Source organism: Sphingomonas sp. GC_Shp_5, assembly GCF_026540855.1.
In the GTDB taxonomy this organism is placed as follows: domain Bacteria; phylum Pseudomonadota; class Alphaproteobacteria; order Sphingomonadales; family Sphingomonadaceae; genus Sphingomonas.
Genome location: NZ_JALNUP010000011.1, coordinates 50862 through 71513 on the forward strand (window position 1 = coordinate 50862; position 20652 = coordinate 71513).

Annotated in this window: 23 protein-coding genes and 1 tRNA gene; 8 read left to right on the top strand and 16 right to left on the bottom strand. The window is 67.3% G+C overall.

Features of this window, described 5'->3' with window-relative positions; all coding sequences use genetic code 11:
• Nucleotides 1-35: 35 nt before the first annotated feature.
• The 4 genes from OXR60_RS10515 to proB are packed head-to-tail and all read right to left on the bottom strand — an operon-like array spanning nt 36 to nt 3611.
• Nucleotides 36-1310, bottom strand: a complete 1275-nt coding sequence (locus OXR60_RS10515; protein ID WP_267395850.1) for an aminotransferase class I/II-fold pyridoxal phosphate-dependent enzyme — start codon at nt 1308-1310, stop codon at nt 36-38.
• Nucleotide 1311: 1 nt separating this feature from the next.
• Entirely contained in the window at nt 1312-1554 is a 243-nt protein-coding gene (locus tag OXR60_RS10520; RefSeq protein ID WP_267395851.1) for an acyl carrier protein, read from the bottom strand.
• Between the two features lie 57 nt (nt 1555-1611).
• Nucleotides 1612-2511, bottom strand: coding sequence for an NAD(P)H-binding protein (locus OXR60_RS10525; protein ID WP_267395852.1), 900 nt, complete (start codon nt 2509-2511; stop codon nt 1612-1614).
• Nucleotides 2508-3611 carry a glutamate 5-kinase gene (proB, locus tag OXR60_RS10530; protein ID WP_267395853.1) on the bottom strand — a complete coding sequence of 368 codons (1104 nt, stop codon included), beginning with the start codon at nt 3609-3611 and terminating at the stop codon, nt 2508-2510. The genes OXR60_RS10525 and proB overlap by 4 nt, the downstream gene beginning before the upstream one ends.
• Before the next feature lie 137 nt (nt 3612-3748).
• On the opposite strand from proB, the gene OXR60_RS10535 reads away from it, so the two are divergent.
• The gene (locus tag OXR60_RS10535) at nt 3749-4843 is read left to right on the top strand and encodes an MBL fold metallo-hydrolase (RefSeq protein ID WP_267395854.1); all 1095 of its coding nucleotides are present in this window, start codon (nt 3749-3751) and stop codon (nt 4841-4843) included.
• Nucleotides 4844-4968: 125 nt separating this feature from the next.
• Nucleotides 4969-5937, top strand: coding sequence for a phosphatase PAP2 family protein (locus tag OXR60_RS10540; protein ID WP_267395855.1), 969 nt, complete (start codon nt 4969-4971; stop codon nt 5935-5937).
• 41 nt (nt 5938-5978) lie between these two features.
• Here the strand turns inward: OXR60_RS10540 and obgE are convergent, their stop codons facing one another.
• The 5 genes from obgE to hspQ form a co-directional block, all read right to left on the bottom strand.
• A complete protein-coding gene (gene obgE / locus OXR60_RS10545; protein WP_267395856.1) occupies nt 5979-7025 on the bottom strand; it encodes a GTPase ObgE in 1047 nt (348 codons plus the stop codon).
• Nucleotides 7026-7135: 110 nt separating this feature from the next.
• On the bottom strand, nt 7136-7690 hold the full coding sequence (locus OXR60_RS10550; RefSeq protein WP_267395857.1) for a GNAT family N-acetyltransferase: 555 nt from the start codon (nt 7688-7690) through the stop codon (nt 7136-7138).
• A gap of 162 nt (nt 7691-7852) precedes the next feature.
• Nucleotides 7853-8122, bottom strand: coding sequence for a 50S ribosomal protein L27 (gene rpmA, locus OXR60_RS10555; RefSeq protein WP_267395858.1), 270 nt, complete (start codon nt 8120-8122; stop codon nt 7853-7855).
• Between the two features lie 27 nt (nt 8123-8149).
• The gene (rplU, locus tag OXR60_RS10560; RefSeq protein WP_267395859.1) at nt 8150-8446 is read right to left on the bottom strand and encodes a 50S ribosomal protein L21; all 297 of its coding nucleotides are present in this window, start codon (nt 8444-8446) and stop codon (nt 8150-8152) included.
• Between the two features lie 116 nt (nt 8447-8562).
• A complete protein-coding gene (hspQ, locus tag OXR60_RS10565) occupies nt 8563-8943 on the bottom strand; it encodes a heat shock protein HspQ (protein WP_267395860.1) in 381 nt (126 codons plus the stop codon).
• 126 nt (nt 8944-9069) lie between these two features.
• Here hspQ and OXR60_RS10570 point away from each other — a divergent pair.
• Nucleotides 9070-9159: transfer RNA gene (locus tag OXR60_RS10570), tRNA-Ser, on the top strand.
• 117 nt (nt 9160-9276) lie between these two features.
• On the opposite strand, the gene OXR60_RS10575 is transcribed toward OXR60_RS10570, so the two are convergent.
• The gene (locus OXR60_RS10575; protein WP_267395861.1) at nt 9277-9696 is read right to left on the bottom strand and encodes a cupin domain-containing protein; all 420 of its coding nucleotides are present in this window, start codon (nt 9694-9696) and stop codon (nt 9277-9279) included.
• Between the two features lie 74 nt (nt 9697-9770).
• Complete coding sequence (locus OXR60_RS10580; protein ID WP_267395862.1) at nt 9771-10859, bottom strand: spore photoproduct lyase family protein; 1089 nt, start codon at nt 10857-10859, stop codon at nt 9771-9773.
• Nucleotides 10860-10956: 97 nt separating this feature from the next.
• Here OXR60_RS10580 and OXR60_RS10585 point away from each other — a divergent pair, with 97 nt between their 5' ends.
• A complete protein-coding gene (locus OXR60_RS10585) occupies nt 10957-12072 on the top strand; it encodes a mechanosensitive ion channel domain-containing protein (protein ID WP_267395863.1) in 1116 nt (371 codons plus the stop codon).
• Here OXR60_RS10585 and otsA read toward each other — a convergent pair.
• Genes otsA through otsB form a run of 3 tightly spaced genes read right to left on the bottom strand, consistent with a single transcriptional unit; the run spans nt 12008 to nt 15935 of the window.
• Nucleotides 12008-13432: an alpha,alpha-trehalose-phosphate synthase (UDP-forming) gene (gene otsA, locus OXR60_RS10590; RefSeq protein ID WP_267395864.1), complete on the bottom strand. Its 1425-nt coding sequence runs from the start codon at nt 13430-13432 to the stop codon at nt 12008-12010. The genes OXR60_RS10585 and otsA overlap by 65 nt on opposite strands.
• On the bottom strand, nt 13414-15195 hold the full coding sequence (locus tag OXR60_RS10595) for a glycoside hydrolase family 15 protein (protein ID WP_267395865.1): 1782 nt from the start codon (nt 15193-15195) through the stop codon (nt 13414-13416). The genes otsA and OXR60_RS10595 overlap by 19 nt, the downstream gene beginning before the upstream one ends.
• Nucleotides 15192-15935, bottom strand: a complete 744-nt coding sequence (gene otsB, locus OXR60_RS10600; protein ID WP_267395866.1) for a trehalose-phosphatase — start codon at nt 15933-15935, stop codon at nt 15192-15194. Before otsB ends, OXR60_RS10595 begins: the two co-directional genes overlap by 4 nt.
• A 165-nt stretch (nt 15936-16100) precedes the next feature.
• Here otsB and OXR60_RS10605 point away from each other — a divergent pair, with 165 nt between their 5' ends.
• From OXR60_RS10605 to OXR60_RS10620, 4 genes are all read left to right on the top strand, one after another.
• Entirely contained in the window at nt 16101-16643 is a 543-nt protein-coding gene (locus OXR60_RS10605) for a DUF4142 domain-containing protein (protein WP_267395867.1), read from the top strand.
• 85 nt (nt 16644-16728) lie between these two features.
• Entirely contained in the window at nt 16729-17139 is a 411-nt protein-coding gene (locus OXR60_RS10610; RefSeq protein ID WP_267395868.1) for a hypothetical protein, read from the top strand.
• A gap of 11 nt (nt 17140-17150) precedes the next feature.
• Entirely contained in the window at nt 17151-17369 is a 219-nt protein-coding gene (locus OXR60_RS10615) for a hypothetical protein (RefSeq protein ID WP_267395869.1), read from the top strand.
• Nucleotides 17370-17454: 85 nt separating this feature from the next.
• Entirely contained in the window at nt 17455-18789 is a 1335-nt protein-coding gene (locus OXR60_RS10620) for a glycoside hydrolase family 27 protein (protein WP_267395870.1), read from the top strand.
• Nucleotides 18790-18945: 156 nt separating this feature from the next.
• On the opposite strand, the gene OXR60_RS10625 is transcribed toward OXR60_RS10620, so the two are convergent.
• Complete coding sequence (locus OXR60_RS10625; RefSeq protein ID WP_267395871.1) at nt 18946-19431, bottom strand: DUF4142 domain-containing protein; 486 nt, start codon at nt 19429-19431, stop codon at nt 18946-18948.
• A gap of 24 nt (nt 19432-19455) precedes the next feature.
• Nucleotides 19456-20403, bottom strand: coding sequence for an alpha/beta hydrolase (locus OXR60_RS10630; RefSeq protein WP_267395872.1), 948 nt, complete (start codon nt 20401-20403; stop codon nt 19456-19458).
• Nucleotides 20404-20652 lie beyond the last annotated feature (249 nt).

Below are 20652 nucleotides of genomic sequence, written 5' to 3' on the forward strand. Positions count from 1 at the left end.
AAGGGGCGCAGCGTGGAAAGCGGCGCCCTTTGGCCTCAGCCGATTGCGCCCGTCGCCTCGCCGGCGGCACGGAACATCGCCAGCACCCGCTCGAGCTGCTCGGGGCTATGCTCGGCGCACAGCGAGCAGCGCAGCAGGAAAGTGCCAGCCGGCGTCGCCGGCGGCCGCGCCATGTTGACGTACAGGCCCGCCTCAAGCAGCGCTTGCCACATCATCACGGCCTGCTCCTGATCATCGAGGATCACCGCAATGATCGCGCTGTCGGGCTGCTCGGTGCCGAGCCGGAAGCCCATCGCCTTCAGCCCACCGTGCAGCATCCGCGCGTTGCGCCACAGCGCCGCGCGCTTGTCGTGCGCTGTCATCAGCTTGCGGATCGACGCTGCCGCGGTGGCGACCACCGACGGCGGCAACGAGGCGGTGAAGATATAGGGCCGGCAGGCGAGGCGGATCGCCTCGAACTTCGGGTGATCGGAGACGCAGAAGCCGCCGACCGTGCCGACCGATTTGGAGAAGGTGCCGACCACGAAATCGACCTCGCCGCCAAGCCCCTGGTCTTCATAGACGCCGCGGCCGTTGGGGCCGAAGAAGCCCATCGAATGCGCCTCGTCGCTGAGCACCATCGCGCCATGCTTCTTGGCGACCGCGACCATCTCCTTCAGCGGCGCGATGTCGCCGAGCATCGAATAGACGCCTTCCAGCACCACCAGCTTGCCGGCGTCCTTGGGTAGGCGGCCGAGCCGCTTGTCGAGGTCTTCGACGCTGTTGTGGCGGAAGCGGACGATCTCGGCATTGCCCTGCTTGCAGCCGTCGTAGATCGAGGCGTGGCTGTCGGCGTCGAGGATGACATATTCGCCCTTGCCGACCAGGGTGGAGATCATGCCGAGGTTGGCCATGTAGCCGGTCGAGAAGACGATCGCGCCGCTGGTGCCGTAGAAATCACGCAGCGCCTGTTCGACCTCCATGTGATCCTGGAAGGTGCCGTTGAGCATGCGGCTGCCGTTGGTGCCCGAGCCGAACTCGTCGAGCGCCGCCTTGCCCGCCGCAATCACATCGGCATCGAAGGTCATGCCCATGTAGTTGTAGGTGCCGAGCAGGATGGTGTCGCGACCCTTGATCACCGCCTCGGTGGGCGATTTCACCTGCTCCATCACGATCGCGAACGGATCGGTGACGCCGCTGTCGAGCAGCGCCTGGCGCTCGGCGATCAGGGGGTCGAACTTGCTCATCAGGTCGTGCCCGACAGCGTTGCTCGGGGCAACGACCGGCGGATCGACGGGAAGCGCTTCTGCCTGGAATCCAGTCTCGGTCATGTCAGCCCTGCAGCTTGGCGACGGCGTCGGCGAGCTGGCCGACATTCTCGATCTCGGCCTGCATGTTCATCGTGATGATGATGTCGAACTCGTCCTCGATCGCGGCGACGAAATCCATTACCGTCAGGCTGTCCCACTCCAGATCGCCCTGGAAGGTGGTGGCATCGGTGATCGCCACGCCCTTCTTGTTGAAGGGCTCGATTTGCGCCTTGATGGTGTCGAGGATCTGGGTGCGGTCGCTCATGCTAACTCCTGGGAAGGCCCGCGACACTGGCAGAACAATGCGGCGGCTTTTCGGCGGCTATAGCAGCCCGTTGGCGCGATACCATGCCGCGGTGGCGGCAAGGCCCGCCTCGGTGGCGGTGGCAGGGGCCCACAGGTCGGCGGGTGGGCGATGATCGGCACGCGCCGTCCAGTCCGGATGGGTGAGATAGCCGACCCGATCGGCGGTAAGCTTGGCGCCGGCGCCACGCAGGCGCCGGTCGATCCAGGCGCCGATCATCATCAGCGCGCGCGGCAGATGGATCGCCAGCACTCGGCGCCGGCCGACCGCGCGACCGATTGCCTGGGCGAGGGCGGCATGGGTCCAGGCGGTGCCATCGTCCACTTCATAGACGGCGCGCGGCCCCTGGCGGGTTGCCAGCGCGAGCAGCAAGGTGGCGAGATCGTCCACCTCGATCAGCGACACGGTACCGTGCGGCGGCAGCAGCGCCACCCCGAGCGTGGCGGCCTTGAACACGTCGCGCAATTCGGTGTCGCCCGGGCCATAGACACCGCTCGGGCGGACGATCGTCCAGTCGAGCGGGCTCGCCTCGACCAGCCGCTCCGCCTCCGCCTTGGACCAGCCGTAGGTGGAGAGCGCGGGTTCGCGGGCGGAGAGTGACGAGACATGGACGAAGCGGGTGACGCCAGCCGTTAGCGTAGCGGCGATCACCGCGGCGGTGCCGTCGATGTTGCCGGCGACGAAGCCGTCGCGGGTCGGGGCGTTTACTACGCCGGCGACATGGATCATCGCCGCGGCGCCGCTCGCGAGGGTCGCCAATGCATCGGTGCTGCCCAATGCGCCCTCGATCCAGGTGACACCATCGCGCGGCGGCTGGGCGCGGCGGGTGAGCGCGCGGACCTTATGGCCGGCGCCGAGCGCACGATCGATCAGGCACCGGCCGACGAAACCGGTGCCGCCGGTGATCGCGAGGATCACAGCAGCGCCAGATGGTTGCGATGAACCAACGCGGCGCGCGGCGCATAGCCGAGAATGGCGGCATGGTCGTCGCTCTGGCGGCCGAGCAGCCGCTCCGCCTCGGCGGCGTCATATTCGACGAGCCCGCGTGCGACCGGCCCTGACGGGCCCTGGATCGTGACCAGATCGCCGCGCCCGAACCCGCCTTCGACGCGGGTCGCGCCGGCCGCGAGCAGGCTGCGGCCATCGGCTAGTGCGCGCACCGCGCCGGCATCGACATGGATGCTGCCGCGCGCGGTCAGGCCGCCCGACAGCCACGCCTTGCGCGCCGGGGCGACGCGGTCAGCGGCGAACAGCGTGTGGCGGGCGCCACCGGCGAGCGGCCGGTCGACCGTTCCCGAGGCAATCGCCAGCGGGATGCCGGCGCGCGCCGCGATCCGCGCCGCGGCGATCTTGGACGCCATGCCGCCGGAGCCAATGCCCGACGCGGAGCCGCCGCCGGCCATTGCCTCGATCGCAGCATCGATCCGGGCGACATGGGGGAGGTGGGTCGCGTCCGGCGCCGCAGGGTCGCGGTCGTACAGGCCATCGACGTCGGACAGCAGCACCACGCCGCTCGCACCGGCCGCTTGGGCGACGCGCGCGGCGAGCCGGTCGTTGTCGCCGAAGCGGATCTCCTCGGTGGCGACGCTGTCATTCTCGTTGACGATCGGCACGACGCCGAGCCCGAGCAGGCGGCCGAGCGTCGCCGCGGCGTTGAGGTAGCGACGCCGATCTTCGAGATCGTCGAGCGTCACCAGCATCTGCGCGGCGGTGATGCCCTGATCTTCGAGCAGCCCGGCCCAGGTCTGCGCGAGCGCGATCTGGCCGGTGGCGGCGGCCGCCTGCGCATCCTCCAGGCTGGCACGTCCGCCGCGCGCGAGCTTGAGCCGCCGCGCGCCGAGTGCGATCGCGCCGGACGATACCACCACGATCTGCTGCCCGCCACGCACCCGCGCGGCGATGTCAGCGACCAGTCCGGCCAGAAATGCCCTGCGCACGGCGCCGTCGGGGTCGACGAGCAACGCCGAGCCGACCTTGATCACCAGGCGCGGGCAGGCGAGCGGGGGGAACAGCGACATGCGTGCGCCTTATCGGGCGGAGGGGGCCTGCGTCAAAGACCGCGCGTGGGAGGCGGGCGTTGACCGATTGCTTTCCTGTTGCAGGCGCGCCGGTCGGAGGCGAACGATCCTTGTGGCGGAGTGCGAACGCCGCTGGCATGAACAGCGCGATGATCAGCAAGCAGGAAAAGCTGCCGTATCGCGCGGCGATGGCGATCGTCGGGATGGCAGCATGGGGTATCGCCGGCTGTGCGGTGCCGAAAATCGCACCGGGCGCGCTGCCGGTCAGCGACCATTTCGACGGTCGGCACTTCTTCAATCCGGATGGCGAGCAGGGCACCGGCGGCGAGGCACACAAGGGGCCGTTCGCGCTGATCAAGCAGGAGGTGCATCCGCCGCATCGCAGCTGGCCACGATCAGTGCCGGTGACCCCGTCGACGCCGCCCCGAAGGGTGGAGGGCGATGCCATGAAGGTGACGTGGATCGGTCATTCCACCGTGCTGATCCAGACCCAGGGCCTCAACATCCTGCTCGATCCAGTTTGGGCCGAGCGACCGTCGCCGGTGGGCTTCGCCGGCGTGCGCCGGGTGCGGGCGCCGGGCGTGCGGCTCGCCGACCTGCCGCCGATCGACGTCATCCTGCTCAGCCATGATCATTACGATCATCTCGATACTGCGACCATGAGGAGACTGTGGCAGCGCGATCGACCGACGATCGTCACGGGCCTCGAGAACGATCGCCTGCTCGCGCGCTACGGAGTCAAGGCGCGCGCGCTCGACTGGGGCGGCCGGCTGACGCTGCGGCCGGGGATCGACGTGATCCTCAACCGCGCGCATCACTGGAGTGCGCATGGCCTGGGTGACCACAACCGCTCGCTGTGGACCGGCTTCACGGTGACGCTGCCCGGCGGCAACCTTTATTATGCCGGCGATACCGGGCGCGGCGACATGCGCTGGACCCTGGAGGCGGCGGCGCTCGGGCCGGTGCGACTGGCGATCCTGCCGATCGGCGCCTACCAGTTCGATGGCGAGCCGACCGGCAACCACATCGGCCCCGAGGACGCGGTGACGGCGTTCGAGCAACTCGGCGCCGCCTACGCGCTCGGCGTGCATTGGGGCACGTTCGAGCTCACGTCGGAGACGATCGACGAGCCCCGCGAGCGGCTGGCTGTTGCGCTCGCCGGCGAACATATTGCACCGGAGCGATTCCGCACCACCGAGGCCGGCGAAGCCTGGGACATCGCCGAACGCTGAGGCTGCACGCGTCGGCGCTTTGAAAAAGGGCTTTGACGGGCAAGCACTAGCCTCAGGCGATCTCATTCAGCCATGAGAAAGGCAGCTTGCGCGAGGCGCTACATTTCTGTGACAGAGCGATCATCGTGCCGCATCAATATCTTCTAGCCTCGCCGTCGACCGTCTATCCCGCAGGGCGGCTCGCCACGAGCCGGCCGGCGCCGGCGGTGCGCGATCAGCGGCGGGCGATCGGCATCGGCATGATCGGCAGCGGCGTTGCCTTGGCGCTACTGATGCGCCACGCGGGGCTGACGATCGATCCGCTCAGTGCCGGCAACCTGCCTTACGTGGTGTGTGGCACGCTGGCGCTGGCGCTCCGCCTGTGGGCCGGTCGGCTGCCGTGGCGGCATGGCGTGGCGCTGGCGAATGGCGCGGAATATTATGCGCTGTTCACGCTGATCGCGCTGATCGGTGCGGTGGCGAGCTATCCGATCGCGGCGCTGACCAGCGGTTTTCATGACGCGACGCTGCAACGAATCGACGAAAGCCTCGGCTTCGACTGGCTCGCCTGGTACCGCGCCGTCGCCGATCACCCGCTGCTTCAGCATGCCGGGCTGATCGCCTATCGCAGCATCTATGCGACGCCGGCGGTGCTGCTCGGCTATTTCGCCTGGAAGGGTGAGCGGATCGCCGCGCATCGATTCCTCGCGACCTTCTGGCTGACCGCGCTGGTGACATTGCTGCTCTACGGCTTCATGCCCGCGGTCGGCCCGTTCGCCTATCTGTGGCACGCGGCGATCCCCTATATGCCCGAGAGCGAGCTGTGGCAGCCAGGGCTGATCCCGGCGCTGCGCGATCACAGCGTGCGCGTCGTGGACCTGGCGCACCTGCGCGGCATCGTCTCGGCGCCGAGCTTCCATGCGGCGGCGGCGGCGATCTACATCCAGGCGGCATGGCGAGTGCGCGAATTGCGCTGGCCGGTGCTCGGCGTGGCCGGGGCGATGCTGCTCGCGACCCCGGTGGAGGGCACGCATTATCTGGCGGACATCCTGCTCGGGCTGGCGGTGGCGATCGGCGCGATCGTGACGCTGAACCGGTTGATGCCCGAGCGCTGACCTGCCGCCACCCATCCAGGGTGACGGCCTGACAGGCTATTCTATAGCGGCGACCATTCGATCGGGTCTTCGCCTTCATCGTCGCCCGCCACCGTGGTGGTGGTCGGCCCGATCGCCTCGATCAGCTGGTCGAGCACCCAATCAACGCCGACGCCGCTCGCGCCCGAGATCGGGATGACATCGGCGCCGCTCGCATCGGCGAGCTCGGCCGCCAGCGCCTCGATCAGCTCGTCGTCGAGCGTGTCGATCTTGTTGAGCGCGACGATCACCTTCTTGTCGGTCAAGCCGGCGCCGTAATTCTCCAGCTCGTCGCGGACGATGCGGTAGCTTTCGGCGACATTGTCGTCATTGGCGTCGACCAGGTGGAGCAGCACGCGGCAGCGTTCGATATGGCCGAGGAAGCGATCGCCGATGCCGGCGCCTTCGGCGGCCCCCTCGATCAGCCCGGGAATATCGGCGACGACGAATTCCTGGCCCTTGTGGCGGACCACGCCGAGCTGCGGCCGAGTGGTGGTGAAGGCATATTCGCCGACCTTCGCCTGCGCGTTGGTAACCTGGTTGATGAAGGTCGACTTGCCCGCATTGGGCAGGCCGACGAGGCCGGCGTCGGCGAGCAGCTTGAGCCGCAGCCACACCCAGGCCTCCTGATAGGGCCAGCCGGTGCCATGCTGACGCGGGGTGCGGTTGGTAGAGGTCTTGTAGCTCGCATTGCCGCGGCCGCCGTCGCCGCCGCGCAGGAAGACCTCGCGCTGGCCGACCTCGGTGAAGTCGAGCAGCACCTCTTCGCGGTCCTCGCTCAGCACCTGGGTGCCAAGCGGCACCTTGATCAGCAGATCGTCGCCCCCGCCACCGGTGCGATTGGAGCCCGAGCCGCCATGACCGCGCGGCGCGCGGAAATGCTGGGTGTAGCGAAAGTCGATCAGCGTGTTGAGGCCGGCGACCGCCTCGAAGATCACGTCGCCGCCCTTGCCGCCATTGCCGCCGTCGGGCCCGCCATATTCGATGAACTTTTCGCGGCGGAAGCTGACCGCGCCGGGGCCACCGGCGCCCGAACGGACGAAAATCTTGGCTTGATCGAGAAAATGCATGCCGCGCCTTAGCCAATTACCGCGTGGCGGTCACCCTGCTACGGCGGCGAGCGCGATTGCCCGCCGCCGGGTTCTTGACGAAGTTGGGAGGAGGGGAGTGGATGCTGCCTTCACGCCGCCATCGGCATCGGCGCTCGGTCGCCTAGGTCGAGCTCCATTACCACCGCCTCGGCCTTGCCGCCGCGCCCGCGCGACGCCCGCGGCTCGCGCCGGCCGGTGTCGCGAAAGCCGAGCTTGCGCAACACGCGACCCGACGCGGGGTTGTCGGCGAAGTGCCAGCCGGTGAGCCGCTCGATCGGCAGCGCGTGGCGGACCATGTCAACCACGGCGTGACCTGCTTCGGTGGCATAGCCGCGGCCCCAGGCCGAGGGGGTGAGCCAATAGCCGAGCTCATGGCCCTCGCCATGGTCGATCACGGCGATCCCGCCCACCAGCGTCGGCGGCGCGGCATGCTGCGGCAGCGTTTCGTGCGCGAGGATGGCGAAGCACGGATCGGCGGCGTCGCGCGCCCGGGCGGTGAAACCCTCGGCATCCGCTAGCGTGTAGGGCCAGGGCACCTGCGCGAGCATGCCGATGACCTCAGAATAGGCGATGCGTGGCGCCAGTGCCGCCGCATCCTCCGGCCAGAACGGCCGCAACGTCAGTCTCTTGGTCCGCGCGAACATGGTCGCTCTCCTCAAGCGGCGCCGTTGCCACGCGCCTGTGACGCGGCAGCGACAATGGTGAGGGAGCAATAAAAAAGGGAGCCGGGGTGACCCGCCTCCCTTGTTGGTAGGTTCCGTCGCGGAACCCGGGTCACCCTGGTGGGCAACCCGTCCGGTTACCCGTTATTCGGCCGCTTCAGCCATAATCTGCACCGAGCAGAATTTACGACCGAGCTTGCCCTCGTGGAACGCCACGCGGCCATCGACGAGCGCAAACAGGGTATGGTCAGTGCCCATGCCCACGTTCGCACCCGGATAGAACTTCGTGCCGCGCTGACGCACGAGGATGTTGCCGGCGATCGCTTCCTGACCACCGAACTTCTTCACGCCGAGACGACGGCCGGCCGAGTCACGACCGTTGCGCGACGAACCGCCTGCTTTCTTATGTGCCATGTCGAATTCTCCTTACGCGCTTGTGGCTCAGCCGACCGAAACGATCTTGAGGATCGTATGGTTCTGGCGATGGCCGTTCTTGCGGCGATAATTGTGGCGGCGACGCTTCTTGAAGACGATGACCTTCTCGCCCTTCGCCTGCGCGATGATCTCGGCGGCGACCGTCAGGCCTTCGACCGACTTCAGCTCCGACCCTTCGCCGGCGAGCAGGACGTCGCCCAGCGTCACCGACGAACCGGCTTCGCCGTCGAGCTTCTCAACGACGATCTTGTCTCCGGCGGCGACGCGATACTGCTTGCCGCCCGTGCGCACGACTGCGAACATGGCTCTAGTCACTTCCCAAAAAACATGTGCCCGCACAGGGCAGGCCTGGCGAGTTGAAGCGCGGCAGCTAAGGGAGCGGCGGGGCAAAGTCAACCGCCTGCCCACGCCAATCGTGCCTAGTGGCGATGCTCGCGCTTCAAGGCATAACGGCCATCGGCAAAATCGGTGAACAGCCCGGCGATCGCGGGGTGATCGACCGGCTCGTCGCTGTCGTCGGTGACCAGATTCTGCTGGCTGACATAGGCGATGTAGCTCGATTCCATGTTCTCGGCGAGCAGATGGTAGAAGGGCTGGTCCTTGGCGGGGCGGATCCCTTCAGGAATCGAATCATACCATTCGTCCGTATTGGCGAACACCGGGTCGACGTCGAAGATCACGCCGCGGAAATCGAACATGCGGTGGCGCACCACCTCGCCGATCGAGAAGCGGGCATGCGCGACCGGCGGCGCGGCGATGTCGACGGTGGGGATGGTGCCGGTAGGATCATGACGGGGCATGACGTTAATCTAATGTTCTTTGCGCATCGCACAAGCCGAGGCGCTTGCGCATGGCAGATCCCTGCGTTAGAGGCCCGCCCTCGACCGATCGGAAGCGCTGTTTTGCAGCGGTTTGGATGACCTCGCGGAGAGGTGGCAGAGTGGTCGAATGTACCGCACTCGAAATGCGGCGTGCCCTCACGGGTACCGTGGGTTCGAATCCCACCCTCTCCGCCACTTACCTGATCAATCGTCAGAAATTGTCATCCCAGCGAAAGCTGGGATCTCGTGCGATCGCCGGAAAAGAACCGCCGAAGACCCCAGCTTGCGCTGGGGTGACGGGGTGGACGCAGGTCAGGAACGCCCGATCGCGTCCTTCAGCTTGTCGGCGGCCTTGGCGAGCAGGCCCTTCTCGGCTTCCTCGGCCTCTGCCTTGGTCTTGAACGCGGCGCCTTCCGGCTCGGCCGGCGGGGCGTAGACCGAGAACAGCTTGAGCGCGCTGGTGCCCTTGTTGACGATGTTGTGCTCGGAACCCTTGGGGACGACGATCAGATGATTCGGCGTCGCCTTGGTCGAGTGGCCGTCGATCACCACCTGCGCCTCGCCCTCGACGAAGAAGGTGGTCTGGTCGGCCGGGTGGGTCTCGAGCCCGATCTCCTCGCCGGCGGGGATGCTCATCAGCACGATCTGCACCTTGGCGTCGCGGTAGACCTCCTTCTGCCAGAGCTCGTTCTTGCCCGCGAGTTCGATCATGTCCTTGTTGAAGATCGCCATTGCTTCAGCTCCTTGGAATGGGGTTCGCGTGTTCGGACGAACGAGCCGCGCGTTGCGTTCCGCGCGGTCGCTCATCACGTCCAGTAGAGGATCCGGCCCACGGGCAGCGCCGCGCCAAGTTCGCGTTCGAAGAAGCTGCGCAGCGCGCGCATTGTCTCGGCGTCATAGACCTGTTTCTCGGTGCCGAACTTGGTGCGCTTGGTGACGCGCTGGGCGTCGCTCATGTCGAGCGACGAGCCGGGATACCAGCTGTCGAGCGTCGCGCGAGAGCCGGCGGTGAAGCGGTGGGTGATCAGCTCGATCGTAAGATCGAGCCCGGCGACATCGCCGAGGCTGGCGGCGGCATCGGCGATCAGCGTCGCATAAGCCTGTTCCCACCCGGTGGCGGCGATGATCGGCGCGATCGTCAGCCCCACTGGATAACCGGCAAGCGCCATCCGCCGCAGCGCCGCGAGCCGCTGGGCGACCGGCGCGGTGCCGCCCTCAAAGCGGGCATAGCCACGCGGGTTGATCGAGGCGCGCATCCGGGTGCGGCCGCCATGGTCGAGCGCCAGCAGCGGCTCGACATTGGCGAACTTGCTGGTGAAGCGCAGCTGGGCATCGGCCTGCCAGCGGCCGAACCAGCGAACCGCCGCCGACAGCGACTGGGTGAGCGGCTCAAGCGCGAGCGGATCGGTGTAGCAGGACGCCTCGAAGGTGGTGCCCTCATGCGCGCGGGCAGCGTTGCGCGAAGTGATCGTGCCCTGGCCTAGATAGGCTGGCAGGCCGCCGAGTATCTCGTCGAGATTGGCGTAGACGCGGGTGATCGGCGGGCCCTTGAGCGAGCCGGCAAGATAGCAATAGCTGCAATGGGCCGGGCAGCCCTCGGCGAGATCGACTCGCCAGTCGGCACTGGGCGCGATCGGCTGCAGCCGGCGCTTGGAGGGCGGGGCGACCACCACCGCCAGCGTCGCCTTGGCCTCGGCATAGGCCCGACGAGGATCGTCGCCGAGATCAAGCGACAGCCGGTCGCCCGCCAGCTCGACGATGGCGATCCCCTGCGCCGCGGCGCGGTCGAGAATGGCGCGGCCATGGGGCCAGGCCAGCGCCGAGCGGGTGGCGATCACCCGGCGGGGGCGCCAGCTGCTGCGGTCGGCGCGATCGAGAACTGGCTCTGAGGGCATGCGGATCGAACGAGCGGCGGCCAGGCTAGTTCAGCGGCGGACCACACTAATGACGATGGCAGTGGAGCCAATCGCGGGCTGATGCGTGTTAGCGTTCGTGCACCTTCGCTCGCTCAGCCTCGACCTTCCCGATCTCCCCGAATGGGCCGCCAAGATCGGCGGTGTGCTGGTGGTGCTGCTCGCCGTCGCGGTCATCCACCGCATCGCCTTTGCGGTGCTCCACCGGCTCGCCGCGCGCACCGCTACCAAGACCGACGACATCGTCGTCGCACGCCTGCGCAAGCCGACCTTCTGGCTTGTGATGGGCATCGCGTTGGCGGCGGCCGGCCCCGGGCTCGATCTGCCGCGCTACTGGGACAATATTTGGCAGCGCGTGTTCGGGTTGCTGTCGCCGGCGGTGGTCGGCTGGGTGATTCATGCGCTGCTCGCGGCCTATCGCGACACCAGCGAGGCGCGATTCGACATCTCGGTGGCCGACAATCTGCGCGCGCGGCGGCGGCGCACCCGGATCGGCATTCTCTACCGGATCGCGGTGTTCGTGCTGGTGATGCTCACCTTCTGCCTGATGCTGATGAGCATCCCGGCGGTGCGCTCGATCGGCGTTACCCTTATTGCCTCGGCAGGGCTCGCCGGTCTCGCGCTCGGCGCCGCGGCGCAGCCCGCGCTCAAGAACCTCATCGCCGGCATCCAGATGGCCTTCACCGAGCCGATCCGGCTCGACGACGTCGTCATCATCGAGAACGAATGGGGGCGGATCGAGGATATCCGCCTGACCTATGTGGTGGTGCGGATCTGGGATGACCGCCGGCTGGTGGTGCCGGTCGCCAAGTTCCTCGAGAACAGCTTCCAGAACTGGACGCGCGAGACCAGCGCATTGATGGGATCGGTGTTCTGGTATCTCGACCCCACCGCCGACGTGCCACGGATCCGGGCCCACCTGGAAGAGGTGATCCGCGCCAATCCGCGCTGGGATGGACGCTTCTTCAACCTCCAAGTGACCGACTCGAAGCCCGACGGGACGATGGAGCTGCGCGGGCTGATGACCGCCAAGGACGCATCGACCGCCTTCGATCTTCGCTGCGACATCCGCGAGGCGATCTACGCGTTCATCCGCGACGAGATGCCCGAGGCACTGCCCCGGGAGCGGCTCACACGGGCTCCGTCGCCGCCTGGCGATCAGCGTCCAGCGGCTCTCCCGTCAGCGCATCCGTGAAGGTCTTGCGCCACCAGTCGATGTCCTCGCGCTTGAGGATGTCCATCATCTTGGCCCAGCGCTCGACCCGCTCGTCCTTGGGCATCCGCAGCGCGCGCAGGATCGCGTCGGACATCTCCTCGGCCGAATAAGGATTGATCAGCAACGCGTCGGTGAGCTGGCAGGCGGCACCGGCGAAGCGTGACAGGATCAGCACGCCCGGATCCTCAGGATTCTGTGCCGCGACATATTCCTTGGCGACCAGGTTCATGCCGTCGCGCAACGGGGTCACCAGCCCGATCTTGGCGGCGCGATAGATGCCGGCGAGCACGTCGCGCGGGTAACCCTGGTTGACGTAGCGGATCGGCACCCAGTCGATATCGGCATAGGCACCGTTGATCCGGCCCGCGAGCCCTTCGAGGTTGCTGCGGATCTTCTGATAGCTGCCGACGGCGCCGCGGCTCGGCGGCGCAATCTGCAGCAGGGTGACTTCCTTGCGCTCCTCGGGATGCTCGTTGAGGAAGCGCTCATAGCCTAAGAACCGCTCCTCCAATCCCTTGGAATAATCGAGCCGGTCGACACCGACGATCATGTCGCGGCCGACCGCGGCGTCGCGCATTTGGCGGAAGGCGAGGCGGCCGCGGGTGCTGTTGGCCAATGCCGCGAACTCGTCCGCATCGATCCCGATCGGCACCGCCAGCACCCGGACCCGGCGGTCGTCGAGCAACAGGTGATCGCCGTCCAGCGTCGCGCCGAGCTCATGCGTGGCATAATCGACGAACGACTGCAGCCATTCGTCGGTGTGAAAGCCGACCACGTCATAGGCGAACATCGTCCGCACCAGTGCCGCAGCCTCGGGCAGGATCGACAGCAGCCGCCGCGGTGGCCAGGGGATGTGGAGGAAGAACCCGATCCGATTCGGGCAGCCGCGCTTGCGCAGCTCCTCGCCGAGCGGGAACAGATGGTAATCCTGGATCCAGACCGCGTCGTCATCCTCGATCAGCGGCTGGACGGTATCGGCGAAGCGTTCGTTGACGCGCTGATAGCCGCCGGCGAACTCGCGCTCATATTCGGCCAGGTCGACGCGGTAATGGAACAGCGGCCACAGCGTGCGATTGGCATAGCCGTTGTAATATTCGTCGATGTCCTGCTCTTCGAGGTCCACCGTCGCGGTGGTGACCCCCTCGGCGCGGGTGAAGGTGATCTGGCCGGTGAACTCGTCGGTCTGCTCGCCCGACCAGCCGAACCAGATGCCGCGATTCTCCTGCAACGCCGAGGCGAGGGCGACGGCGAGGCCGCCCTGCGCACCCGAGGTGGAGCCCGTCGGCGCGGAAACGCGATTCGAGATGATGATAAGGCGGCTCAGCGGATCGAACTCCATGGTTTCGACAAAAGGGCGGCGCAGTTGATCATGCCGACCAACGAATAGGTCTGGGGATAATTGCCCCATAGTTCACCGGTGGTTGGGTCGATGTCCTCGGAGAGCAGCCCGGCCGCGGTACGACGGGTGAGCATTTCCTCGAACAGCTCGCGGGCATCGTCGCTGCGCCCGGTGACCTTGAGCGCCTCGATCAGCCAGAAGGTGCAGACGTTGAACGCGGTCTCGGGCAGGCCGAAGTCGTCCTCGGTGTCGTAGCGCAGCATGTGGCTGCCGCGGCGCAGGCCTTTCTCGACCGCGTCGAGCGTGCCGACGAAGCGGGGATCGTCGGGCTCGAAGAAGCGCAGGTCGAGCAGCTGGATCAGGCTGGCGTCGAGATCGTCGCCCGAGAAGGTCGCCGACATCCGGTTGGTGTCCGGGCGCCAAGCCTTTTCCTCGATCTCGGCGCGCACCTTGTCGGCGCGATCCTGCCAGAAGGCGCGGCGGTCCTCGAGGCCGAGGACGTGCGCGGCATTGGCGAGACGATCGCACGCTGCCCAGCACATCGCCGAGGAATAGGTGTGGACGCTCTGCCGGGTGCGCAGCTCCCACAGCCCCGCATCGGGTTGGTCGTGGAATTGCCAGGCGCGCTCGCCGACATGCTCGAGGCTTTCGAAATCTTCGGTGCCGGACAGGCGGAACAGTCGCTGGTCGAAGAACGCATGGACGCTGCACAGCACGATCTGGCCATAGGCGTCGTGCTGGATCTGCTCATAGGCCTGGTTGCCGACCCGCACCGGGCCCATGCCGCGATAGCCGGCGAGCTTGGGTGCGAACCGCTCCTCGAGCGTCGCCTCACCGAGCACGCCGTACAGCGGCTGGATATGGCCGCCGCGGGCGCCGTCGACGATGTTGCGCAGATAGCCGAGATAGCCCTCCAGCACGTCGAGCGCGCCGAGCCGGTTGAGCGCCTGGACAGTATAATAAGCGTCACGCACCCAGCAGTAGCGATAATCCCAATTGCGCTCGGAACCGGCGTGCTCGGGCAGCGAGGTGGTCAGCGCGGCCACGATCGCGCCGGTTTCCTCATGCTGGCAGAGCTTGAGCGTGATCGCCGAGCGGATCACCACCTCCTGCCATTCCAGCGGGATGGCGAGGCTGCGCACCCATTCCTGCCACTCGGCGGTGGTCTGCGCGAGCATTGAGTTGAGCGTGTCGGCGAGATCGCCCGCGAAGCTTTCGTCCGGCCCGAGGAAGAAGTGCAGCGGCGCCTCGACGCGGAACGGCTGCTCGCCCTGGACCATGCCGATCGGCGCCGTGGTGGTCAGGCGCATCGCCATCGCGTCGAGCAGCAGCCGAATGTGGTTGGAGCCGCCGACCTGCTCGCTGCAGATTCCGCCCCAGTCGCAGGTCGGGCGCAGCTTGACGCGAATCCGCGGCGAGCCGGCGACAGGGCGAACGATGCGTGCAAAGGCGACCGGCCGATAGGTGCGACCCTGGCGGCGGATGCGCGGGCAGAAATCGGTGACCTCGATCGCGTTGCCGGCGCTGTCGGTATGGACGCTGACCAGGATCGGGGTGTTGCGAACGTAATGCTGCTCGACGCTGACGACATCGTCGAGTTCGATGGCCCAATAGCCGGCCTGCGGCTCCTCACCGCCGACGAGCGAGGAGAAGATCGGGTCGCCATCGACGCGTGGCACGCAGCCCCAGACGAAGCGACCGGCACGGTCGACCAACGCGGACACCTGGCAATTGCCGATCGGCCACAGATCCACCGAGCTCATGCCGCCTGCTCCGCAGCAGTTTCCAGCCAGTCGAGCGTCGCAGTGACGCCCGGCAGGCGATAGGCGGCGGCGCTCGGTCGGGCGGCGCCGATCAGGATGCCGGCACCGCCCCGCGCCGCCGCAGCGATCATCGCGGGCTCGTCGGTATCGTCGTCGCCCAGGAAAATCGGAGTGCGGCTGGCCATCGTCGGAGCCTCCATCAGCGTCGCCAGCGCGGTACCCTTGTCGGCCCCCGCGGCACGGATTTCGATCATCATCTTGCCGGTCTGCAGGTGGAGACCCGCATCATCGGCGAGGCGGCGGGCAAGGTCGTGGGCGGCGGCCTCGGCGTGCGGCGCACTGCGATAATGCAGCGCCGCACCGAGTGGCTTTTCCTCGACCAGCACCCCTGGTTGTGCAGTTGCGAAGGCGTTCATGCTGGCGACTATACGGTCGAGGGCGGCAGGACGTTCCGCTTGATGATGGCGCCCGCCGGGCCAGCGCACCTCGAGGCCGTGGCTGCCCGAGACCGCCAGCCGCTCGGCGCCGATCAGCGCCTCGATCGATGCTACCGGTCGCCCGCTGATGATCGCCAGATGGCCGTCGAGCGCCTCGCCGAGCCGTGCGATCAGCGCGCGTAGCCGGGTGTCGACCACCACGGCATCCGGGCTGGCGGCGAGCTCGACGAGCGTCCCGTCGAAATCGAGGAACAGAGCGGCGTTGCGCAGCAGGTCGGGCGGTGGCGGGGGGAGGTCGATCACGCGGGCGATGTCGGGGAAAGCACGAGGGGGGTCAAGCGGATCAGGCGCCGGGCCGCCGGCAGCACCCGCCAGGAGGTTGGTTGATCTGCGTCAATCTGTCGCGATGCGGCAGGAACTTCGGCTCTGCCTGCCGGTTGCGCGAGGATTAAAACAGGAGAGAAGACCATGCTGAAACTGACCGGGCTCACCCTTGCCCTGGCGCTGACCGCCGTCCCCGCCATCGCCCAGACACCACCGCCGCCGCCGCCCGCCGAAGCCAAGATGCAGGCGATGCCCTATGTCATGGCCGCGGGGATGAGCGATCTGTACGAGATCAACTCCAGCCAGATCGCGCTGCAGAAGTCGCAAAATGCCGGGGTGCGCAAGTTTGCGCAGATGATGATCGATCATCACCAGAAGACCACCGCGGCGACCATGAAGGCCGCGAAGGCGGCGGGGCTGACGCCGATGCCGCCGACGCTCGACGCCGGCGCGACCGCCTCGATCAACGAACTGCAAACCGCGTCGGCCGCCGATTTCGACCGGCTGTACATCGGCCAGCAGGGCCCTGCACACCAGGCCGCGCTCGATCTTCACCAGAGCTATGCCTCGGGTGGCGACAAGGCTCCGCTGCGCGCCAGCGCGCGTGCGGCGGTGCCGATCGTCAAGCAGCATATCGCGATGCTGGCGAAGCTGAACAAGGGTGCCGGCATGGCAGGCGGCATGTGAACCGCTGCGGGTCCGGCCCGCGTGCCCGGGCCCGCCAACGGGAACGCGATCGCCGCGTGGCGGTTGACGCGGTGAGGAGATGGCGATGACCGATGACAAGCGTCCGGGCGGCGAGAACTTTGCTTGGGTTGATCCCGAGCGGACCAAGCCCGCTAATGCCTTCGACAACGAAGTCGGCATCTCGGGTACCGGCTACAGCCAGGAGAGCGAGCGCGAAGAGGGCGAGAAGCTGCCCAGCGGCTCGGTCAACCAGCAGGCGACGGCGCGTTCGCGGCAAATCGCCGACAATGACGACCAGCCCGACGCCGGACGTCGCGCCTCGTTCGATCCCAAGACCGGCGAAGTCCGTGGCAGCGGCGCCGGCGCCGGCGGCGGCAACCCGGGCGAGGATTTCGATCGCGATGCCGCCGCAGGCGACGGCTATCCAATTACCGGCGGCGAGGGCGGCGGGACATCCGCGCCGCACGATCTCGGCCCCCCGGGGATCAAGCACTGAAGGAGCCGATCATGCCCGAGTCGACCGAGCGTCCCGATCCCGATCCGTCCGCTGAGCAGACTTCCGGCACGCGCTCCGCGGCTGTGCGCGGTGGTGGTAGCGGCGCCGCGGCGGGCGTGACCGGTGATGATGCCGATCCTGCCGCGCCTGACGGTAGCTGGCCGGACGATACGCCGCCGAGCCGTAAGGGTGCCTGCCAAGGGCGGCGCTTCACGGCAGGTGTTGGATAACTGTTGCCGACAATCTTGAAGCTGCCGATTGTCTCGCCCGCCGGCTCTCGTCATGACGAGCCCATAACAGGCAGGGGCGAGGCAGATGACGACCATCACACGACGCGGCATGCTCGCCGGAAGCGCAGCCGGCACTGCCGCCGCGCTGCTGCCGGCGGTGCCCGCCAGCGCCGCGCCCCTGGCGCCGACTCCGCCGATGGGCTGGAACAGCTGGAACAGCTTCGCGACCACGATCAACGAGGCGCAAGCCCGCGAGACGGCGCGGATCATGGCCGCCACGCTGCTGCCTGCTGGATATGACGTCTTCACCGTCGACATCCAATGGTACGAACCCGCGGCGTCGAGCTATACCTACAATGCCCATCCAACGCCGGCGATGGATGGCTATGGTCGGCTGATTCCCGCGCCCAACCGCTTTCCCTCGAGTGCCGGCGGCAAGGGCTTTGCCCCGCTTGCTGCCGCCGTCCATGGCATGGGACTGAAGTTCGGCATCCACCTGATGCGCGGCATCCCGCGGCTGGCGGTGGAGCGCAACCTGCCGGTGCTCGGCACCCGCTATCGCGCCGCCGACATCGCCGACACCGCCAGCATCTGCCCGTGGAACCCGGACATGTACGGCGTCGCTATGAGCCGCCCCGGCGCCCAGGCTTATTACGACAGCGTGTTCCGGCTCTATGCCGATTGGGGCGTCGATTTCGTCAAGATGGACGACATGAGCCGCCCCTATGATGCCCATGCGCCCGAGATCGAGGCGGCGCACAAGGCGATCGGCGCGACTGGCCGGCCGATCATCCTCAGCCTCTCGCCCGGCGAGACACCGGTGATCCGCGGCGATCATGTCCGCCGCTTCGCGCAGATGTGGCGTATCAGCGACGATTTCTGGGACGAATGGCCGCTGCTCGAGGCGCAATTCACCCGGCTCGAGAATTGGATCGCGTGGCGCAGCGTCGGCGCCTGGCCCGATGCCGACATGCTGCCGCTCGGCCGCCTCGCGCTCGGCCAGCGCGACACCAAATTCACCCCCGACGAGCAGCGCACGCTGATGACCCTCTGGTCGATCGCGCGTTCGCCGCTGATCATGGGCGGCGACCTGCGCCACCTCGACGCGCCGACACTGGCGCTGCTCACCAACCGCGAGGTGATCGCGGTCAACCAGCGCAGCGCGGACAATCGCCCGCATTTTGTCGCTGACGGCACGCGAATCTGGTCGGCGCGGCCAGAAGGGGCAGGGGGGCGCTATGTGGCACTGTTCAATACCACGTCGGCGGCGCTGACGGTCGGGTTGCCCCTGCGGGACCTCGGCCTTGAGGGGACGCAACAGGTGCGCGATCTGTGGTCGGGCAAGTCGCTGGGATCGGCTTCGGGGCGGTTCGAGCAGCGAATCCCGTCACACGGGGCAGGGCTTTACCGGCTGGGGTGAATTTCCACGGGCCCAGTCCACGTCACCACGGACTTGTTTCGCAGAGACGAAGGTGTGGGCAGGTTCGTCGTACGCAGACAAAAAGCCCACCGGATCACCGACGGGGCTTCTCGCCGAAGGGACAAGGCAGACGGCGTCACGCCGGCGGCCTTACCTTCACATCGTCTTGAGCATCGCGATATGCTGCTCGACCACCGGGACGATTTGCGCTGCGGCGCTCTTCAGCGCCGGCGCGGTGCCTTCCATGGCATAGGCCTTCTGCACGTCGAGTGCCTGGCCATGAGCGGCCTTCTGCTGCGCGACATAGGCCGCATCACGCGCCATGCCCGATTCGCCGCGCAGTTCGGTGACCAGCTCCTGCTGGAGCGGGTTGAGCATGGGCGGCGCCGCGCGCACCTTCGAACGGGCGGCCGCAGCCTTGACCATCGCCGTGCTCTTGGTGTGATGATCAATCATCATCTGCGCGAAATCGCGCAGCTTAGGATTCTGGGTGGTCTCCAGCACGACGCGGCTGGAGGTGATCTCGTAGAGATCGCTGGCGCCGGCGGTGGCGACATAGTCGGTCGGCGTCATCACCTGCGCGAGCGCCGGGGTGGCCAGCATCGCCGCAGCGAAGGCGGCCGTCGAGAGCAAGGTCTTCATGGGATCGTTCCTTCGTAGATCGGATCAGTTGCGAATGCCGAAGGCGACCTTGAGCCGGCCGATCGCATACATGTTGGCGTCATAAGCGCCACGGACGACAGCACCCATGCCGAACATCTCGTGGGTCACGCCGGGGAAGGTGCGCTGCTCGACGTCGTCGCCGGCCGATTTCATCGCCGCCGCCAGCGTCTCGCCGTCCGAGCGCAGCGGATCGATCTGGGCGTTGACGATGGTGGTCGGCGGCAGCCCACGCAGATTGGCGCCAACCAGGTTGAGCCGCGGATCCTGCATGTCGGCCGGGCTGCTGGTGTAATAGTTGCCGAACCACTTGAGCATCGCCGTGTTGAGCGGCTTGGCATTGGCCGAGTCCATCCGCGACGGCAGGGTCATGCTGCTGTTGGCGATCGGATAGACAGACAGGATGTGCACCGGCGCGGCCAGGTTGTTGTCACGGGCATAGATCGCGGTGGCGACGGCGAGGTTGCCGCCGGCGCTCTCACCGGCCAGCGCCAGTTTGGCGGTGTCGCCACCCCAGGCTGCGGCATTCTGCAGCACCCAGCGATACGCGGCGAAAGCGTCGTCATGCTGCGCAGGGAACTTGAACTCGGGGGCGTGGCGATATTCCACCGACACCACGATCGCGACGAGCTGCTTGGCGAGCAGGCGCGGCGCCGCGTCATAGGTGTTGACGTCGGCGATCACCCAGCCGCCGCCATGATAATAGACGATTACCGGCATCGGCGCGCCGGTGGCGGCGGCGGGCTTGTAGATGCGCGCGAATTGCATCGGATCGCTGCCATAGGGCAGGTCTTGCGTCGTCACCGACTGGTCGGGCGCGGTGGACTTGCCCTGCAGGCGGATCACCGCGCGGGCGGCGTCGGCGGCCGAGGGCTGGATCCGCGCCTTGACCGGCGTCAGCGTCTCGATCGGCTTGGCGCCGAGCTTCGGCAACTGGTCGAGCACTGCCTGCATATCCGGCGCAGCCGCTGGAGGCCGGGTCGCAATGGCCATGGGAGGCGGCGGCGGCGGGGCATTGACCGAGTTGTTCGATTGAGCAAGCGCGGCACCCGACGTGCCTAACAGCGCCAATGCAATAATGCTTGTCGTTTTCATTGATCTTACCCTGTTCTTGTCTGCCGGCTCAACAATTGCCGTCGGGCGCCGTTCCCTCGCCGGCAAGATTGTTGTTGCTCGACGACATGTTGCACCAATACGACGAGC

Coding starts and splice junctions, on each gene's coding strand:
- OXR60_RS10515 (WP_267395850.1), bottom strand. CDS start 1,310: ATGACCGAGACTGGATTCCAGGCAGAAGCGCTTCCCGTCGATCCGCCG.
- OXR60_RS10520 (WP_267395851.1), bottom strand. CDS start 1,554: ATGAGCGACCGCACCCAGATCCTCGACACCATCAAGGCGCAAATCGAG.
- proB (WP_267395853.1), bottom strand. CDS start 3,611: ATGTCGCTGTTCCCCCCGCTCGCCTGCCCGCGCCTGGTGATCAAGGTC.
- OXR60_RS10535 (WP_267395854.1), top strand. CDS start 3,749: ATGAACAGCGCGATGATCAGCAAGCAGGAAAAGCTGCCGTATCGCGCG.
- obgE (WP_267395856.1), bottom strand. CDS start 7,025: ATGCATTTTCTCGATCAAGCCAAGATTTTCGTCCGTTCGGGCGCCGGT.
- OXR60_RS10550 (WP_267395857.1), bottom strand. CDS start 7,690: ATGTTCGCGCGGACCAAGAGACTGACGTTGCGGCCGTTCTGGCCGGAG.
- rpmA (WP_267395858.1), bottom strand. CDS start 8,122: ATGGCACATAAGAAAGCAGGCGGTTCGTCGCGCAACGGTCGTGACTCG.
- rplU (WP_267395859.1), bottom strand. CDS start 8,446: ATGTTCGCAGTCGTGCGCACGGGCGGCAAGCAGTATCGCGTCGCCGCC.
- hspQ (WP_267395860.1), bottom strand. CDS start 8,943: ATGCCCCGTCATGATCCTACCGGCACCATCCCCACCGTCGACATCGCC.
- OXR60_RS10575 (WP_267395861.1), bottom strand. CDS start 9,696: ATGGCGATCTTCAACAAGGACATGATCGAACTCGCGGGCAAGAACGAG.
- OXR60_RS10580 (WP_267395862.1), bottom strand. CDS start 10,859: ATGCCCTCAGAGCCAGTTCTCGATCGCGCCGACCGCAGCAGCTGGCGC.
- otsA (WP_267395864.1), bottom strand. CDS start 13,432: ATGGAGTTCGATCCGCTGAGCCGCCTTATCATCATCTCGAATCGCGTT.
- OXR60_RS10595 (WP_267395865.1), bottom strand. CDS start 15,195: ATGAGCTCGGTGGATCTGTGGCCGATCGGCAATTGCCAGGTGTCCGCG.
- OXR60_RS10605 (WP_267395867.1), top strand. CDS start 16,101: ATGCTGAAACTGACCGGGCTCACCCTTGCCCTGGCGCTGACCGCCGTC.
- OXR60_RS10610 (WP_267395868.1), top strand. CDS start 16,729: ATGACCGATGACAAGCGTCCGGGCGGCGAGAACTTTGCTTGGGTTGAT.
- OXR60_RS10615 (WP_267395869.1), top strand. CDS start 17,151: ATGCCCGAGTCGACCGAGCGTCCCGATCCCGATCCGTCCGCTGAGCAG.
- OXR60_RS10620 (WP_267395870.1), top strand. CDS start 17,455: ATGACGACCATCACACGACGCGGCATGCTCGCCGGAAGCGCAGCCGGC.
- OXR60_RS10625 (WP_267395871.1), bottom strand. CDS start 19,431: ATGAAGACCTTGCTCTCGACGGCCGCCTTCGCTGCGGCGATGCTGGCC.
- OXR60_RS10630 (WP_267395872.1), bottom strand. CDS start 20,403: ATGCAGGCAGTGCTCGACCAGTTGCCGAAGCTCGGCGCCAAGCCGATC.